This window comes from Microbacterium xylanilyticum (genome assembly GCF_054654695.1).
This window is the reverse complement of record NZ_BAAIEN010000002.1, coordinates 3306735-3322936: the sequence shown is the minus strand read 5'-3', so window position 1 is coordinate 3322936 and position 16202 is coordinate 3306735. Positions and strand designations below refer to the sequence as shown.

Here is a 16202-nt window from a genome sequence, read left to right as displayed (position 1 = left end):
GGCGGGTCCCTCCGACAAGCTCAGAGAGCGGGGTACGCGGGAACCGCAGGGCTCAGTTCACGCAGGGGACGTTCCCCGACTGCAGCGGCGTCGACGAGTCCGTGTAGACCGGGTGCGGCGCCGGCGTCGAGCCGGACGGCCCGGAAGAACCAGAACCCGAAGACGGCGAACCGGATCCGGAAGCCGACGGCGTCGGAGAAGCAGTCGGCGTCGCCGTCGGCGGGTTCAGCAGATCATGCACCTGCGCGCGGATCGCATCCAGGTCGACGATGTTCACGTCCTGACCATCGACCGTGTCGAAGTGATCGATCGGCAGGGTCACGAACGAGATGTTGCCGCCGGCCAGACTCTGCGCCTGCTGGGCGAACGACAGCAGATCCAGATCCGAATCGAGCGCCACATCCTTCTTCGCCACGTCGATGAGCTTCTGCAGCTTGCCGAAGTCGGTGAACGTCGACGCCTGCTTGAGCTTCACCGCCAGCGACACGATGAACGCCTGCTGGCGACGCGTCCGATCCAGATCCGTCAGCTCGAAATCACTCGACGTGGTGTCGCGACGCTGCCGCACGAACGCCATCGACTGCGCAGCGTTCAGCTGCTGCACGCCGGCGGGGAAATCAGCCCCCGAGAACGTGTCGGCAGTCGCGTGGTTCAGACAGACTGTGATCGGCTGCACCGCCTCGGCCACCTCGTAGAAGGCGGCCATCGTCACCTCGACGAAGTGATCGATCCGCACCCCGCCGAGGAACGCCGACACCGTCTTGATCGTGCTCTGACGAGCCGCCGTGCGGGACTGCTGATACGCGTCCGCCTCCGGCACGCCCTTGTCCGCGAGCTTCTGCAAGGAGGCGTTCATGGCGTCGCCGTACGCCTCCTTGATCTTCCCCTTCTCGACACCACCCGGCGCATCCGGGAAGTCCACGTAGTCGTCGCGCGGGATCGAGATCCCGACGGCCTTGCCGCCGTTCGCCGGGATGTGGATCAGCATCAGCACGTTGGTGTTGTACCCGCCGACCGACGCGTCCTCCGCGTGGATCTGGTCGTAGATCGCCTGCGGGAACGGCTTGCCGTTTTCATCCACCCGGCTGTCCAGCCCCATGATCAGGATGTTCGACTCACCCGTGTTCTGCTTCGGGCCGGTCACGCCGGCGATCGACGAGCGGCGGATCCCGTTGTTCGCATCCACATAGGTGATCACGGCGAACGCCGCCGCCGCGATGAGCGCGAGCACGATGACCGCGACGATCCCCACGATCCAGCAGCGTCGTCGGTACATGCGGCGCCGGGCTGCGTGCTGCGGGCTCATCGTCATCGTCCGGATCCGTTCCTGTCGGCGGACTTCGAGCCTCTCGCGCCCACCTGTGCGGATTCCGGGAGGAGGGATGCGCCGGATCCACCGCCCGTGCCACGATGAGCGCATGTTCATGGTGACGACCAACGACGTTCCCGGCTACCGCGTGACCCAGGTGCTCGGCGAGGTGATGGGCCTCACCGTGCGTTCGACGAACTTCGGACAGGGGTTCACGGCCGGATTCCGAGCCCTCGGCGGCGGCGAGATCCCCGAGTTCACGAAGCTCATGTACGAGAGCCGCTACGAGGTGATGAACCGGATGTGGGCCGAAGCCGTGCAGCGCGGCGCCAACGCCGTGATCGCCATGCGCTTCGACTCCGGATCCCTCGGCAGCTTCAGCGAGATGTGCGCCTACGGCACCGCCGTGCTGATCGAGCCGATCGCCGCGCCCGCACCCGCCGCGGCGCAGCCGGCCCCCGCCGCGCAGCCCGCCCCGCCCGCACCGGCACAGCCCGCGCCTCCGGCTCCGCCCGCCCCGCCCGCCGCCTGATCCGCGACGCTCCTCAGGACGATCGCAACTCCGCAGGACGGATCCGCTCGGATCTTCCTTCCGAGTTGCGATCGTCCTGCGTTCGTGAGGTGGATCCGGGTCTGCTCACGGGATCCGTCCCTTCGACATGCTCAGGGACCGGAATAGGCCATAGCCCCTCACTTCGAGGCTCAGGGACCGAAAAGGGCCTGGGCCCGTCCCTTCGACAGGCTCAGGGCCGGATCCGTCACGATCCGTCGCAGGGGTCAGCCCACGGCGAACAACGGCATCCGGCTCTCGCGCGGTCGTTACTCTCGATGTATCCGGCACGAACTGTGCCATCGCCCGCACCACGGGCAACGAACAAGGAGTGACATGTTCGAGAGATTCACAGACCGAGCCCGTCGTGTCGTCGTCCTCGCCCAGGAAGAGGCGAAGATGCTCAACCACAACTACATCGGCACCGAGCACATCCTCCTCGGCCTCATCCACGAGGGCGAGGGAGCCGCGGCAAAGGCACTGGAGTCGCTGGGCATCTCCCTCGAGTCCGTGCGCGAGCAGGTGCAGGACATCATCGGCCAGGGTCAGCAGCAGCCGACCGGCCACATCCCCTTCACGCCGCGCGCGAAGAAGGTGCTCGAGCTGAGCCTGCGCGAAGCGCTGCAGCTCGGCCACAACTACATCGGCACCGAGCACATCCTCCTCGGCCTCATCCGCGAGGGCGAGGGCGTCGCCGCCCAGGTGCTGGTCAAGCTCGGCGCCGACCTGAACAAGGTGCGCCAGCAGGTGATCCAGATGCTCTCCGGATCCCCGGGGCGCGAGCCCGCCGCCGTCTCCGGCGCCGCGCACGACAACGCCCAGCAGGCTGCGCAGGGGTCGCAGGTGCTCGACCAGTTCGGGCGCAACCTCACCCAGGCCGCGCGCGAAGGCAAGCTCGACCCGGTGATCGGGCGCGAGAAGGAGATCGAGCGGGTCATGCAGATCCTCTCCCGCCGCTCCAAGAACAACCCGGTGCTGATCGGCGAGCCCGGCGTCGGCAAGACCGCCGTCGTCGAGGGCCTGGCCCAGGCGATCGTGAAGGGCGACGTGCCCGAGACGCTGAAGGACAAGCAGCTCTACTCGCTCGACCTCGGATCCCTCATCGCCGGATCCCGCTACCGCGGAGACTTCGAGGAGCGCCTGAAGAAGGTCACCAAGGAGATCCGCACGCGCGGCGACATCATCGTCTTCATCGACGAGATCCACACCCTCGTGGGTGCGGGTGCCGCCGAGGGCGCGATCGACGCCGCGTCGATCCTGAAGCCGCTGCTCGCCCGCGGTGAGCTGCAGACGATCGGCGCGACCACGCTCGACGAGTACCGCAAGCACTTCGAGAAGGACGCGGCCCTCGAGCGCCGCTTCCAGCCGATCCAGGTGAACGAGCCGAGCCTGCCCCACGCGATCAACATCCTGAAGGGCCTGCGCGACCGCTACGAGGCGCACCACAAGGTGCAGATCACCGACGGCGCGCTCGTCGCCGCGGCGAACCTCGCCGACCGCTACGTGTCGGACCGCTTCCTTCCGGACAAGGCCATCGACCTGATCGACGAGGCCGGCGCCCGCCTGCGCCTGTCGATCCTGTCGTCGCCGCCGGAGCTGCGCGAGTTCGACGACAAGATCGCGAAGGTGCGCGAGGAGAAGGAGCAGGCCTCCGAGGAGCAGGACTTCGAGAAGGCCGCCGCCCTGCGCGACCAGGAGAAGGAGCTGCTCGCGGAGCGGCTGCGCCTGGAGAAGCAGTGGCGCTCGGGTGACGTCGCGACCAACGCGGTCGTCGACGAGGGCCTGATCGCCGAGGTGCTGGCGCAGGCCACGGGCATCCCGGTGTTCAAGCTCACCGAGGAGGAGTCCAGCCGCCTCGTCTTCATGGAGAAGGCGCTGCACCAGCGAGTCATCGGCCAGGAGGAGGCGATCGCCGCACTGTCCAAGACGATCCGTCGTCAGCGCGCCGGCCTCAAGGACCCGAAGCGCCCCTCGGGCTCGTTCATCTTCGCCGGCCCCACGGGCGTCGGAAAGACCGAGCTCGCCAAGGCGCTCGCCGAGTTCCTGTTCGACGACGAGGGCGCGCTGATCTCCCTCGACATGTCGGAGTTCGGCGAGAAGCACACCGTCTCGCGGCTGTTCGGAGCCCCTCCCGGGTTCGTCGGCTTCGAGGAGGGCGGCCAGCTCACCGAGAAGGTGCGCCGCAAGCCGTTCTCCGTGGTGCTCTTCGACGAGATCGAGAAGGCCCACCCGGACATCTTCAACTCGCTGCTGCAGATCCTCGAGGAGGGTCGTCTCACCGACGGCCAGGGCCGCGTGATCGACTTCAAGAACACCGTGATCATCATGACCACGAACCTCGGTTCGTCGGCGATCGCCGGTGGTCCGGTCGGCTTCCAGATCGAGGGCAACGCGCAGAGCACCTACGAGCGGATGAAGGGCAAGGTCGACGAGGAGCTCAAGCGCAACTTCAAGCCCGAGTTCCTGAACCGTCTCGACGACGTCATCGTCTTCCCGCAGCTGAACAAGAACGAGCTGCGCCAGATCGTGGGCCTGTTCACGAAGCGCCTGAGCGACCGTCTGCTCGACCGCGACATGACGGTGGAGCTGACGGACGCTGCGAAGGACCGCCTCATCGAGCTGGGCTTCGACCCGACGCTCGGCGCCCGGCCGCTGCGCCGTGCGATGCAGCGCGAGGTCGAGGATCAGCTGTCGGAGAAGATCCTGCACGGCGAGCTCAACCCCGGCGACCACGTGCACGTGGACGCGGTGGACGGGAAGTTCGTCTTCACCACCGGTCCGCGCGGCGAGAAGGTCTCCGTCGGCGTGAACACCGCCGGGACCATCCCGACCACGCCGGACCTGGCGGCAGGAGCCTGATCGGATCCGGTTCGGGATCGAGATTCGGTTTCGGCTTCGGATCGGGATCCGGTATCGCAGAGAGGGGCGGGTGCTTCGGCACCCGTCCCTCTCGCGTGTCCAAGCCCCGGCTGGGCTCAGCGGCTCCGCGAGGCGGACGGGCGACGCCGGTTCCGGGCCGAACGGCGCGGGCGATGCGGGGTCGCCGCGGATCCGGCAGATGCGCCGAGGGACTCCCGCGCGCCGCGGGACGCGCCGAGGGACTCCAGCGCGCTGCGGGCGGCGGAGAGGGACGGGTAGCTGCCGAGGCGGCGGCTGTGCCGATCGTGCAGGACGTGGCTGGTGCCGTCGACGGCCACGAAGCCGGCGTACTCGCCGTCGGTGGTCGCGACGTACACGTCGTGATCGGCCTGTTTCCAGGTGATGTTCATGGTGATGCTTCTTCAGGTGCTCCGACCGCGCAGGGCAGCCGGGAAAACGGGTTCCGGCCCGGACGCGCGACCACGCATCGGTGCGGATCGCGGATGTCACTCCGGGGCGGGCGGTCCTCGAGATCTTCAGGGACCGGGGTGGCGCGGCGCCGAAGAGACGTCGGCGGGCCAGGCGCGCAACCCCTCACGATAGCAGAACGCCGTCCGCGCCGCGAACCGGGGACACCGGATGACGCGGCTCGCCGCCGCTCGGGAACGGTCGCACGCCCTAGGCTGGGAGGATGAGCGACTACCTCGTCCGGCCCGCGAGGGCCGGTGACGTCCAGGGCATCTACACGCTGCTGGGGCCGCTCGTGGAGCGACGGATCCTGCTCGGCAAGGACATCGCCGTGCTCTACGGCGCCGTGCAGGAGTTCGTGGTCGCCGAGGCCGACGGGGAGCTCATCGGCTGCGGCGCCCTGCACGTGATGTGGGAGGACCTCGGTGAGGTGCGCACCCTGCTCGTGAAGGACGAGTGGAAGCATCACGGCGTCGGCCGCGCGATCGTCGATCAGCTCGAGGCGCACGCCAAGATCCTGGGCCTCAGCCGGCTGTTCTGCCTGACGTTCGAGGTCGCCTTCTTCGAGCGCCGCGGCTTCGCGCCGATCGGGGAGCAGGTCGTGGATCCGGACGTCTACACCCAGCTGCTGCGCAGCGGCGACGAGGGCGTCGCGGAGTTCCTCGACCTCGCGCACGTGAAGCCGAACACGCTCGGCAACACCCGGATGCTCAAGCACCTGTGACCCTGCCGCCGAGCGGGGTGCCGTCCAGGATCCGGCAGGGCGCGCCGCATAACCTGGAAGCATGACCCCTCGCCAGTCCGCCGCCGTCTATCGCCGACGCCGGATCGTGGCCCTCGGGATCGTCATCGTCGTGCTGGCGCTGCTGATCGCGCTGGTGTGGGCGCTCACCGCGCGCGGCGGATCCGGACCGGCTCCCACGCCGAGCCCGTCGACGTCCGCGCCGAAGACCAGTTCGCCGCCGACCACGCCGGATCCGACCGCCGACGCGAGCCCCGATCCGAGCGCGACCCCCACACCCACGAGCACGCCGGACGCCGGTCCGGTGCCGTGCACGGCCGGGCAGGTGCAGGTGACGGCGGTCACCGATCACGACACCTACTCGGCGGACGAGAACCCGCAGCTGTCCATCTCGCTGACCAACAGCAGCACGAAGGACTGCACGATGAACGTCGGCACCTCCACGCAGGTGTTCACGATCACGAGCGGCAGCGACACCTGGTGGCGCTCGACCGACTGCCAGCAGACGCCGAGCGACGCGATCCAGACCATCAAGGCGGGTGCGACGATCACCAGCTCGACGCCGGTCGTGTGGGACCGGACGCGCTCCAGCGTCGACACCTGTCAGGCGACGGACCGGCAGCGCGCACCGGGCGGCGGTGCGGCCTATCGGCTGACCGTCGAGATCGGCGGCTTCAAGAGCACCAATCCGCAGCAGTTCCTGCTCAACTGACCCTGGCGGGGCCCGCGCGACGCGCGCGGGCGGTGCGGGAAACTGGAGAACTGATGAGAAACGGTCGACCCTGACCGCCGTCTGGGATACCATAGAGGAAGTCTTCGACATCGTGACGGGTCGCCATCCCCAGTGGCTTCGACATCTCAGCGTCCCCAGCGCATCGTCGTCCGTCTTCGAAGACGCGAGGACCTCTTCGTCATCTGTCCCCAAGCGATGGACGAAGGGGTCCTCCTCTCGTTTCCGGCGGAGTGCTCCGGTCTGCGCGGGCGCGCCCGTCTCGTAAGGTGGAACGATGGCCGCGAAGAAGTCGAAGAAGAAGGCTCCCGCCGCCTCGGACTTCCGCTCCGAGGCCCTCGCCCAGGCGCTCGAGAAGCAGGACATGGCTGCCGTCGCCCTCGCCCTGCGCAACGGCAACACGGTCGTGCCGCTCATCCGCCCCGGTGCCCGGGACAATCCGCTCGACGGCGGCGAGGTGTGGACCTACCGGGATCCGGCCACGGGCGACGTCGCGCTGCTGCTGTTCAGCGACGCGAAGAACAAGCCCGCCAACCTGCCTCCCGGTGTCGGGATCTACTCGCCCGCGTGGCTGCGCTCGTTCCTCACCGCGCACCGCGACGTGATCAGGACGGTGTTCCTGGACATCGCCGGCCCGCACCCGATGCAGGCCCCGCCCGCCGAGCTGCTGCGCGCGCTGGAGGCCTGACCGGATCCGGTTGCGCGGGCGTCCTTCGTCTCGCTGCGCTCGCTCAGGAACCGGGTGCGCGGGCGTCCTTCGTCTCGCTGCGCTCGCTCAGGAACCGGGGCCCCGCTCAGAACGCCGGCACCTCGTCGTCCAGCCGTCGCGCCGCCGGCACCCGGGGCGCACGGTGCGCCTTGACGTCGCGGAGCGCGCCGCGCAGGGTCGCCGAGCGGTCGTCGACCACGTGCGCGTAGCCGAGGCGCGCGGCCTCGGAGCGTCGCTGCGACGACTGCGTCACCGGGCGCACCTCGCCGGCGAGGCTGAGCTCGCCGACCGCGGCGAGGGTGCGCGGCACCGCGTCCTCGGTGAGGGACCCGGCCACCGCGATCGCGATCGCCAGGTCCGCCGCCGGTTCGGTGAACCGCACCCCGCCGACGGTGGAGACGTACACGTCCTTGTCGCTGGTCTTCACGCCCGCGCGCCGCTCGAGCACGGCCAGCACCATCGCGACGCGTGAGGAGTCCAGCCCGTTCACCACGCGACGCGGATTCGGCGCCTGCGTGGGGATCGTCAGGGCCTGCACCTCGACCGGCATCGCCCGCCGGCCCTCCAGGGCGATCGCCACGCAGGTGCCCGGTTCGGGCCGCCCGCGAGACAGGAACAGGCTCGACGGATCCGGCACCTCCGCGATCCCGGATCCGGTCATCTCGAAGCAGCCGACCTCGTCGGTCGGGCCGAACCGGTTCTTCAGTGCGCGGATGAAGCGCAGCGACGTCTGCCGGTCGCCCTCGAAGTGGCAGACGACGTCGACGAGGTGCTCCAGGATCCGGGGGCCGGCGACCTGACCGTCCTTGGTGACGTGGCCGACGATGACGATCGGCAGATCCCGCTCCTTCGCCACCCGGATGAGCGCCGCGGCGACCTCGCGCACCTGCGCGGGCTGCCCCGCGGCCCCGTCGGACAGCGCGGACGCCACCGTCTGCACCGAGTCGACGATCACGAGCTCGGGGGACACCTCGTCGATGTGGCCGAGGATGGTGCCGAGGTCCGTCTCAGCCGCCAGGTACAGCTCGTCGTGCAACGCGCCGGTGCGCTCGGCGCGCAACCGCACCTGAGCGGTCGACTCCTCGCCGCTCGCGTACAGCACGCGCCGCCCCGCGCGGGCGGCGGACGCGGCCACCTCCAGCAGCAGCGTCGACTTGCCCACGCCCGGCTCGCCGCTGAGCAGGATCGCCGCGCCCGGCACGATGCCCCCGCCCAGAACGCGGTCGAACTCGGCCACTCCGCTGGAACGCCGCGGCGACTCCTTCGACGTGAGCGCCGTGATGGGGCGCGCCCGCCGGCCGGCCGCGGGTGCGGTCGCCTCGACCCGGCGCACGATGCCGGTCTGCGCCGCCTGCTCGGCGACGGTGCCCCACTGCTGGCACTCGCCGCACCGCCCCACCCACTTCGCCGTCGTCCAGCCGCACTCGGTGCAGACGTACGCGGGGGCGGAGGGTTTCCGGGAGGCCATGGAGCAAGGCTAGCCGGGCCCGCCGACAGTGGAGCGGGGGCCGTCTCCCGCGGTGCGTCGCCGCACCGGCCGGTAGCCTCGGAAGCACACACGAGGGAGCGCGCATGGGGCACGGCAGCACGTACCGCACGGTCGAGGAGCAGCAGGAGCGGGTGCTCGCCGCGGTGCGACCGCGAGAGCCCGAGACCGTGCCGATCGCGGAGGCGGGCGGACGGGTGCTCGCCGAGGACGCGCGCGCCTCGAACCCCGTGCCGGCGTTCGACAACTCCGCCATGGACGGCTTCGCGGTGCGGTTCGCCGACGTCGCCGACGCGACCGAGGATGCGCCGGTCACCCTGCGCGTCACCGCGGACCTCCCCGCGGGCAGCCCCGCCGATCCGCCCGTCGCGCCGGGCTGCGCGGTGCGCATCATGACCGGAGCTGCGCTGCCGACCGAGGCCGACACCGTGGTGCCCTTCGAGGATACGGCCGGCGGGCTCGCCGACTCCCTGCAGACCGCTGTGGTGCGGCGCGCGCCGCAGGCCGAGGGCGCGCACGTGCGGCGGGCGGGCGGCGACGCAGCCGCGGGGGCCGTGGTGCTCGCCGCGGGCACCCTGCTCGGGCCGCGGCAGCTGTCGGCGCTCGCGTCGGTCGGCGTCGCCGAGGTGCCGGTCGCGCCCCGCCCGCGTGTGGTGGTCGTCTCGACCGGATCCGAGCTGGTGCCGCCGGGCGCGCCGCTGGAGCGCGGCCAGATCCCGGAGTCGAATTCGCTGCTGCTGTCGGGGCTCGCCGCCGAGGCCGGCGCGGAGGTAGTGCTGCGCACCGTAGTCCGCGACGAGGGCGACGGCCCGGCCGAGGTCGTCGCGCACGCCACGCGGCTCGGCGCCGATGTCGTGATCTTCTCCGGCGGGGTGAGCGCGGGTGCCTATGAGCCGGTGCGGCAGAGCCTCGCCGGTGCGATGGAGTTCGGGCCCGTGGCGATGCAGCCGGGCAAGCCTCAGGGCTTCGGGGCGACCGCGGAGGGCGTGCTGCTGTTCGGCCTGCCCGGGAACCCGGTCAGCGCCGCCGTGTCGTTCGAGGTGTTCGTGCGCCCGGCGCTGCTGCGGCTGCAGGGGCGCGCCGAGGTGTTCCGGCCGCTGCGGCGCGTGCCGGCCGGCGCTGCCTGGCGCACGCCTCCGGGCCGGCGCCAGTATCTGCCCGCGGCGATCGTGGACGGCGCGGTCGTGCCGGCGACGCGTGGCGGATCCGGTTCGCACCTCAGCGTCGGGCTCGGCGCGGCGACGGCGTTCGCCATGGTTCCCGCCGAGGTCGACGAGGTGCGGGTGGGCGACCTCGTCGACGTGATGGAGCTGAGCTGAGCGTCGTGGCCGGATCCGCGGGCGCGCCGACGTCCGGATCCGCGGGCACGCCGGCCTCTGGGTCCGCGGGTTCGCCGGCACCCGCGACCGCGTCTGTGGCGGCGGTCGTGCTCGTGGGCGGACGGGCCCGCCGGATGGGCGGCGCGTCGAAGCACCTGCTCGCGCTCGGCGGATCCACGCCGTGGGATCGCACGCGGGGCGCGCTCGCCGAGTGCGGGATCGCAACGGTCGTCGCCGTCGGGGATCCCCCGGACCGCGGCGGGGCCGATGCCGGGCCCGGGGAAGCGGCCGCCGTGACCTGGGTGCGCGAGGAGCCGCCGTTCGGAGGTCCGGTCGCGGCGCTCGCCGCAGCCCTGGCGTGCCCCGAGCTCGCCCAGGCGGAGGAGCTCCTGCTCCTCGCTGGAGACCTCGCGCGCCCCGGGGCCGTGATCGCGCGCCTCGCGGAAGCGGAACCCGGCTCGGATCCCGTCGACGCCGTCGTGTTCCGGGCCGAGGGACGGCCGCAATGGCTCGCCGGGCGCTACCGCGTCGCCGCCGTGCGTGCGGCGCTCGCGGCCCTCGGCGAGGTCGACGGCGCCTCGTGCCGGGCGCTTCTCGGCGGGCTTCCGATCCGCTGGATCCCGGACGAGGATGGGACCACGGCCGACATCGACACCCCCGACGACCTGGAACGCGCCCGCGCCGAGGCCGCCGGATCCGCCCCACGATCAGAGGAGTCCTCATGACCGAGAACGATCGCACCCTGCCCCCGGAGGCTCTCGACGACTGGGCGGCCGTCCTGCGCGAACGGTTCGGCCTCGCCGAGGAGGACCTGCCGATCGCCCTGATCCTCGACCTCGCCCGCGACGTCGCGAACGGCGTCGCCCGCCCCGCCGCGCCGTTCAGCGCATTCGTGGCCGGCCTCGTCGCCGGCCGTGCGGGCGGCAGCCCCGGCGACGTGCGCGCCGTCGTCTCCGTGATCTCCGAGCTCGCGCAGGCCCACCGGGCCGAGTAGAGCGACGCCGCGGGGCCTGGATCCGCGATCCGCATGGTCGCGATCCGAAGCTCCTATCACCACGGGCATTATTCACGGCCCTGCAGCGCATCGGCATGCACCGCCGATGCGAGTATGGAGCCATGGCCAGCGCCGGGCCCGTCTGCGGGCCGATCTCCAGCTATTCGCGCGTGCGGATCCTGCATCTCGTGCAGTCGAGGTCCCACCGCACGATCGGCGAGCTGTGCGAGGCCACCGGGCTGCACCCGAACACGGTGCGCGAGCACCTGCAGCGCCTGATCGAGGGCGGCTACGTCGTGCAGGCCACCGAGCACCGCACGACGAGGGGGCGGCCGCGCGTGCTCTACAGCGCCGCCACCGGTGCGCCCGGAGCGACCAGTCCCGTCGCGAAGCAGAAGGCGGGTGACGCGGCGCGGCGCGGCGACCTGCTGCGCCGCATGCTGCGCACCGACCCGTCCGGGCTCGGGCAGAGCGCCACGTACCAGCTCGACGCCCTCGTCGAGCATCTCGAGGAGAGCGGCTTCGAGCCGGTGATCGACGAGGACCGCCTCACGGTGGAGCTGACCCCGTGCCCGCACGCGGCCGCCCGCCCCGAGCACCGGCCGGTGCTGTGCCAGGTGCACCTCGGCCTCATGCAGGGGGTGCTGGCGCAGGCCGGCGGCCCGCTCGCCGCGGGCTGCGTGCGCACGACCGAGCGGCCGGAGGAGTGCACCGTCGAGCTCCTCCGCGTCGAATCGACCACGGCCGGACCGAGCACGGCCGGATCCGGCACGGCAGGATCCGACATGACGACCGGATCCGGCACGAGAGCAGGATCCGCGAACACAGGAGGCGTCGCGCATGGACTGGCTTGATCCCCTCGTCCTCTCCCGATGGCAGTTCGGGCTGACGACCGTCTACCACTACCTGTTCGTGCCGCTCACGATCGGCATGGCGACGGTGACCGCGATCTTCCAGACCGTGTGGGTGCGTACGGGGAAGATCGAGTACCTGCACCTCACCCGGTTCTTCGCGAAGATCTTCCTCATCAACTTCGCCATGGGCGTGGTCACCGGCATCGTGCAGGAGTTCCAGTTCGGCATGAACTGGTCGGACTACTCGCGCTTCGTCGGCGACGTGTTCGGCGCGCCGCTCGCGTTCGAGGGCCTGCTCGCCTTCTTCCTCGAGGCGACGTTCATCGGGCTGTGGATCTTCGGCTGGGACAAGCTGCCCAAGAAGGTGCACCTGGCCACGATCTGGGGCACCGCGATCGGCACGATCCTCTCGGCGTACTTCATCATCGCCGCGAACGCCTTCATGCAGAACCCGGTCGGCTACACCTACAACGCCGCGACGAACCGCGCGGAGCTCACCGACTTCTGGGCGCTGCTGACCAACAAGGTCGCGCTCGCCGCGTTCCCGCACACGATCTTCGGCGCGCTCATGTTCGCCACCGGTGTCGTGATCTCGGTCTCGGCCTGGCACATCTCCCGCGGGCAGCACGTCGACACGCTGCGTCCGGCGCTGAAGTTCGGCCTGTGGGGCATGCTCGTCGCGACGGCCGGCGTCGTCCTCTCCGGCGACCAGCTGGGGCTCGCGATGGTGAGCACGCAGCCGATGAAGATGGCCGCCGCCGAGGCGATGTTCAACTCCAGCTGCGGGGCGGACGCCTCCTTCTCACTGTTCTCCATCGGCACGCCCGACGGCACCGGGGAGATCTGGTCGCTGCGCGTGCCGTATCTGCTCGCGTTCCTGTCGACGCACGAGCTGAACGGCTGCGTCGAGGGCATCAACGACCTCAACGCCCAGTACGCCCACCAGTTCGCCTCGACCGGCCTCACCGAGTTCACCCCCGTGCTGTGGATCACCTACTGGGCGTTCCGCTGGATGATCGGCCTCGGCATGCTGCACGCCTTCATCGCCCTCGTCGGCCTGTGGATCACGCGCAAGAGCGCCAAGAAGCCGCCGGCGCCGTGGATGTGGAAGATCGCCATCTGGTCGTTCCCGCTCGCGCTCGGCGCCAACATCGTCGGCTGGGTGTTCACGGAGATGGGCCGGCAGCCCTGGATCGTGTTCAGCCTCATGACGACCAAGAACGGCGTCTCGCCCGGCGTGAGCGGGGTCGAGGTGCTCATCTCGCTCATCGCCTTCACGCTGATCTACGCCTCCCTCGCCGTCGTCGAGGTCGGGCTCATCATCCGGGCCGCCCAGAAGGGGCCCGACACCACCGAGAAGCACGACGAGGACGCCCCCGTCCCGTCGGTCGTGTACTGAGGACGGAGACGGACATGGATCTCGCCACGCTCTGGTTCTGGATCGTCGCCCTGTTCTTCGTGGGCTACTTCGTGCTCGACGGCTTCGACTTCGGCGTCGGCATGTCGCTGCCGTTCCTCGGCCGTGACGACGTCTCGCGCCGCCAGGCGATCAACACGATCGGCCCGATCTGGGACCTCAACGAGACCTGGGTGATCGTGGCGGGCGCGTGCCTGTTCGCCTCGTTCCCGGAGTGGTACGCCTCCCTGTTCAGCGGCTTCTACCTGCCGCTGCTGCTGATCCTGCTCGCGCTCATCCTGCGCGGCGTCTCGTTCGAGTACCGGCACCAGAAGGACGACCCGCGCTGGCGGAACCGCTTCGACACCATGATCGTGATCGGATCCGCCGCCCCCGCGCTGCTGTGGGGCGTCGCCTTCGGCAACATCGTGCAGGGCGTCGCGCTCGACGAGAAGCACGTGTTCCGCGGATCCCTGCTCGACCTGCTGAACCCCTACGGTCTGCTCGTGGGCGTCACCACGCTGCTGCTGTTCTTCCTGCACGGGCTGTACTTCGTGGCGCTGAAGACCGACGGCATCGTGCACGAGCGCGCCCGCCGGGTGGCCCGGGTGGCGGCTCTGCCGACCGTGCTCGCCGCGGCGGGAACCGTGGTGTGGACGATCGTGATCGCCGCGGGACGGCCCTCGCTGCTGGGCGCGGTGATCGTCCTCGGCGCCGTGGCGGCGGTGTTCCTCATCGCGTCGGTGATCCTGTCGCTGCGGGGACGGGACGGCTGGGCCTTCGCCGCCGGGGTGGTCACGATCCTCGCGGCCGTGCTCATGCTGTTCTCGGCGCTGTTCCCGAACGTGCTGCCGTCGACCATCGACCCGGCGAACTCGCTCACCATCCAGAACGCGTCGAGCACGCCGCTCACGCTGCAGATCATGAGCTGGACGGCGCTCATCGCGATGCCGCTCGTGCTGGCGTACCAGGCATGGACGTACTGGGTGTTCCGCAAGCGCGTGCGCCGGTCGACGATCGAGGCGGCGCCCGCGCACGCATGAAGTCGACCGACCTCGTCCCGGGGACGTTGAGCGAGGACGCGCGCAGCGCGACCGAGACGAAACGCGGTGCCCTCCGATGAAGCCGATCGATCCGCGGCTGCTGCGGTGGGCACCGGCCGCCCGGGCGTACCTCGCGGTGTCGGCCGGCATCGCCCTCGCCCAGACCGCGGTCACCCTCGCGTTCGCCGGGCTGCTCGCGGCGGGGATCACGGCGGTCGCCGATGGGCGCTCCCCGCTCCCGCAGCTGCCGTGGCTCGCGCTCGTGGTGCTCGTGCGCGCCGTGCTGCTGTGGGCCTCCGAGGCGTGGGGCGCCCGGGCCGCCGCACAGACGGGGCGCGAGCTCCGGGCCGCGCTGATCGACGCGATCGCCCGTCGCGGGCCGGAGTGGCTGGGCACCCGCAACCGCGCCGCGCTCGCCGTGACCGCGGGGCACGGACTGGACGCGCTGGATCCGTACTTCGCCCGCTACATCCCGCAGCTCGTGCTCACCGCGATCGCGACGCCGGCGCTCGTCGCCGTGATGTGGTGGCAGGACTGGCCGAGCGGCCTGGCGGCGACCGTCACCCTGCCGCTGATCCCGCTGTTCCTCGTGCTCATCGGGCTCGCGACCCGCGGGGTGCAGCGCCGGCAGCTCGCCGTGCTGCAGACGCTGGCCGCGCGGTTCGCGGACACCATGCAGGGGCTGGCGACCCTGCGCCTGTTCGGCCGGGAGCGGCGCGCCGCCGTCCGCATGCGGGAGACCGCGGAGCAGTACCGCCGTGAGACCATGCGCGTGCTGCGGTACTCGTTCCTGTCCGGCTTCGCCCTGGAGCTGCTGTCGTCGCTCGCCGTCGCGATCATCGCGGTGTCGGTCGGGCTGCGGCTGCTGAACGGGGAGCTGGGGCTCGGCGTCGGGCTGTTCGTGCTGCTCCTCGCGCCCGAGGCGTTCCTGCCGCTGCGCCAGGTGGGCGTGCAGTTCCACGCCGCGGCGGAGGGCGTGGCCGCGACCGAGGACGTCTTCGAGATCCTGGACGCGGATCCGGATCCGGATCCTTCGGTCCCTGAGCCTGTCGCAGGGACTCCGGCGCCCGTCGTCCCGACCGGTGCGGCCGCCCGCGCGCGTGTGACATTCCACTCCGTCGCCGTGCGGCACGGGGAGCGGATCCTCCCTCCGGTGTCGTTCACCGCGGAGCCGGGCACCGTCACGCTGCTCGAGGGACGGAGCGGATCCGGCAAGTCCAGCCTGCTCGCGGCGCTGCGCGGTGCCGCTTCTTACGACGGGACCGTCGAGGTCGAGGGCGTCGCGGATGCGGATCCGGCCGCGTGGCTCTCCTGGGCCGGCCAGCGCCCCGGGCTGATCCGGGGGACGATCGCCGCGAACGTCGCCCTCGGCGACCCTGCGCCCGCCGCCGCCCGGGTGCGCGCCGCCCTCGCCGACGCTGCGGCGGCCGACCTGTATCCGGAGCAGGAGCTCGGTGTGCAGGGGGCGGGGCTGTCCGGCGGGCAGGCGCAGCGCGTCGCCGTGGCCCGCGCGCTGTACCGACTCGCATCCGGGGCACGTGTGCTCGCGCTCGACGAACCGTCCAGCGCCCTCGACGCCGCCACGGAGGAGCGCCTCTGGCAGACGATCCGCCGCGTCGCCGACGACGGAGTGACGGTGCTGCTGGTGTCGCACCGGGCCACCGCCCGTGCGATCGCGGACCAGGTGGTGCGGATCTCTCCGCTGGCCGCAGCCCCCGAAGCCGCATCCACCTCCGCTCAGGT

Annotated in this window: 14 protein-coding genes and 1 pseudogene; 12 read left to right on the top strand and 3 right to left on the bottom strand. The window is 71.1% G+C overall.

The genetic code is table 11. The annotated features are described in order from the left end of the window. Positions 1 to 52: 52 nt before the first annotated feature. A complete protein-coding gene (locus ACYQ1L_RS16645; protein WP_460005132.1) occupies positions 53 to 1306 on the bottom strand; it encodes an LCP family protein in 1254 nt (417 codons plus the stop codon). Between the two features lie 112 nt (positions 1307 to 1418). On the opposite strand from ACYQ1L_RS16645, the gene ACYQ1L_RS16640 reads away from it, so the two are divergent. Both ACYQ1L_RS16640 and ACYQ1L_RS16635 read left to right on the top strand, forming a co-directional pair. Then, positions 1419 to 1841 carry a YbjQ family protein gene (locus tag ACYQ1L_RS16640; protein ID WP_460005131.1) on the top strand — a complete coding sequence of 141 codons (423 nt, stop codon included), beginning with the start codon at positions 1419 to 1421 and terminating at the stop codon, positions 1839 to 1841. Between the two features lie 354 nt (positions 1842 to 2195). Further along, the gene (locus ACYQ1L_RS16635) at positions 2196 to 4718 is read left to right on the top strand and encodes an ATP-dependent Clp protease ATP-binding subunit (protein WP_460005130.1); all 2523 of its coding nucleotides are present in this window, start codon (positions 2196 to 2198) and stop codon (positions 4716 to 4718) included. Positions 4719 to 4834: 116 nt separating this feature from the next. Here the strand turns inward: ACYQ1L_RS16635 and ACYQ1L_RS16630 are convergent, their stop codons facing one another. Beyond that, the gene (locus ACYQ1L_RS16630) at positions 4835 to 5128 is read right to left on the bottom strand and encodes a hypothetical protein (protein WP_460005129.1); all 294 of its coding nucleotides are present in this window, start codon (positions 5126 to 5128) and stop codon (positions 4835 to 4837) included. A gap of 281 nt (positions 5129 to 5409) precedes the next feature. Here ACYQ1L_RS16630 and ACYQ1L_RS16625 point away from each other — a divergent pair, with 281 nt between their 5' ends. The 3 genes from ACYQ1L_RS16625 (at position 5410) to ACYQ1L_RS16615 (ending at position 7346) form a co-directional block, all read left to right on the top strand. Next, on the top strand, positions 5410 to 5910 hold the full coding sequence (locus ACYQ1L_RS16625) for an amino-acid N-acetyltransferase (protein WP_460005128.1): 501 nt from the start codon (positions 5410 to 5412) through the stop codon (positions 5908 to 5910). A 61-nt stretch (positions 5911 to 5971) separates the two neighbouring features. Beyond that, the gene (locus ACYQ1L_RS16620; RefSeq protein ID WP_460005127.1) at positions 5972 to 6640 is read left to right on the top strand and encodes a hypothetical protein; all 669 of its coding nucleotides are present in this window, start codon (positions 5972 to 5974) and stop codon (positions 6638 to 6640) included. A 295-nt stretch (positions 6641 to 6935) separates the two neighbouring features. Continuing rightward, a complete protein-coding gene (locus tag ACYQ1L_RS16615; RefSeq protein ID WP_460005126.1) occupies positions 6936 to 7346 on the top strand; it encodes a dehydrogenase in 411 nt (136 codons plus the stop codon). 106 nt (positions 7347 to 7452) lie between these two features. Here the strand turns inward: ACYQ1L_RS16615 and radA are convergent, their stop codons facing one another. Beyond that, positions 7453 to 8835, bottom strand: coding sequence for a DNA repair protein RadA (gene radA / locus ACYQ1L_RS16610; protein WP_460005125.1), 1383 nt, complete (start codon positions 8833 to 8835; stop codon positions 7453 to 7455). Between the two features lie 104 nt (positions 8836 to 8939). Between radA and ACYQ1L_RS16605 the strand changes: the two genes are divergently transcribed. The 7 genes and pseudogenes from ACYQ1L_RS16605 to cydD all read left to right on the top strand — a co-directional run. Continuing rightward, positions 8940 to 10172: a molybdopterin molybdotransferase MoeA gene (locus ACYQ1L_RS16605; protein ID WP_460005124.1), complete on the top strand. Its 1233-nt coding sequence runs from the start codon at positions 8940 to 8942 to the stop codon at positions 10170 to 10172. Between the two features lie 5 nt (positions 10173 to 10177). Continuing rightward, entirely contained in the window at positions 10178 to 10897 is a 720-nt protein-coding gene (gene mobA / locus ACYQ1L_RS16600) for a molybdenum cofactor guanylyltransferase (protein WP_460005123.1), read from the top strand. Beyond that, on the top strand, positions 10894 to 11166 hold the full coding sequence (locus tag ACYQ1L_RS16595) for a DUF6457 domain-containing protein (RefSeq protein ID WP_460005122.1): 273 nt from the start codon (positions 10894 to 10896) through the stop codon (positions 11164 to 11166). The genes mobA and ACYQ1L_RS16595 overlap by 4 nt, the downstream gene beginning before the upstream one ends. Before the next feature lie 122 nt (positions 11167 to 11288). Next, positions 11289 to 12020, top strand: coding sequence for a helix-turn-helix transcriptional regulator (locus ACYQ1L_RS16590; RefSeq protein ID WP_460005121.1), 732 nt, complete (start codon positions 11289 to 11291; stop codon positions 12018 to 12020). Beyond that, positions 12007 to 13419: a cytochrome ubiquinol oxidase subunit I gene (locus ACYQ1L_RS16585; RefSeq protein WP_460005120.1), complete on the top strand. Its 1413-nt coding sequence runs from the start codon at positions 12007 to 12009 to the stop codon at positions 13417 to 13419. The genes ACYQ1L_RS16590 and ACYQ1L_RS16585 overlap by 14 nt, the downstream gene beginning before the upstream one ends. Before the next feature lie 14 nt (positions 13420 to 13433). Next, positions 13434 to 14459, top strand: a complete 1026-nt coding sequence (cydB, locus tag ACYQ1L_RS16580; RefSeq protein ID WP_460005119.1) for a cytochrome d ubiquinol oxidase subunit II — start codon at positions 13434 to 13436, stop codon at positions 14457 to 14459. A 76-nt stretch (positions 14460 to 14535) separates the two neighbouring features. Next, a pseudogene (cydD, locus tag ACYQ1L_RS16575) lies at positions 14536 to 16140 on the top strand (thiol reductant ABC exporter subunit CydD); the annotation flags it as partial. Between the last annotated feature and the right edge of the window lie 62 nt (positions 16141 to 16202).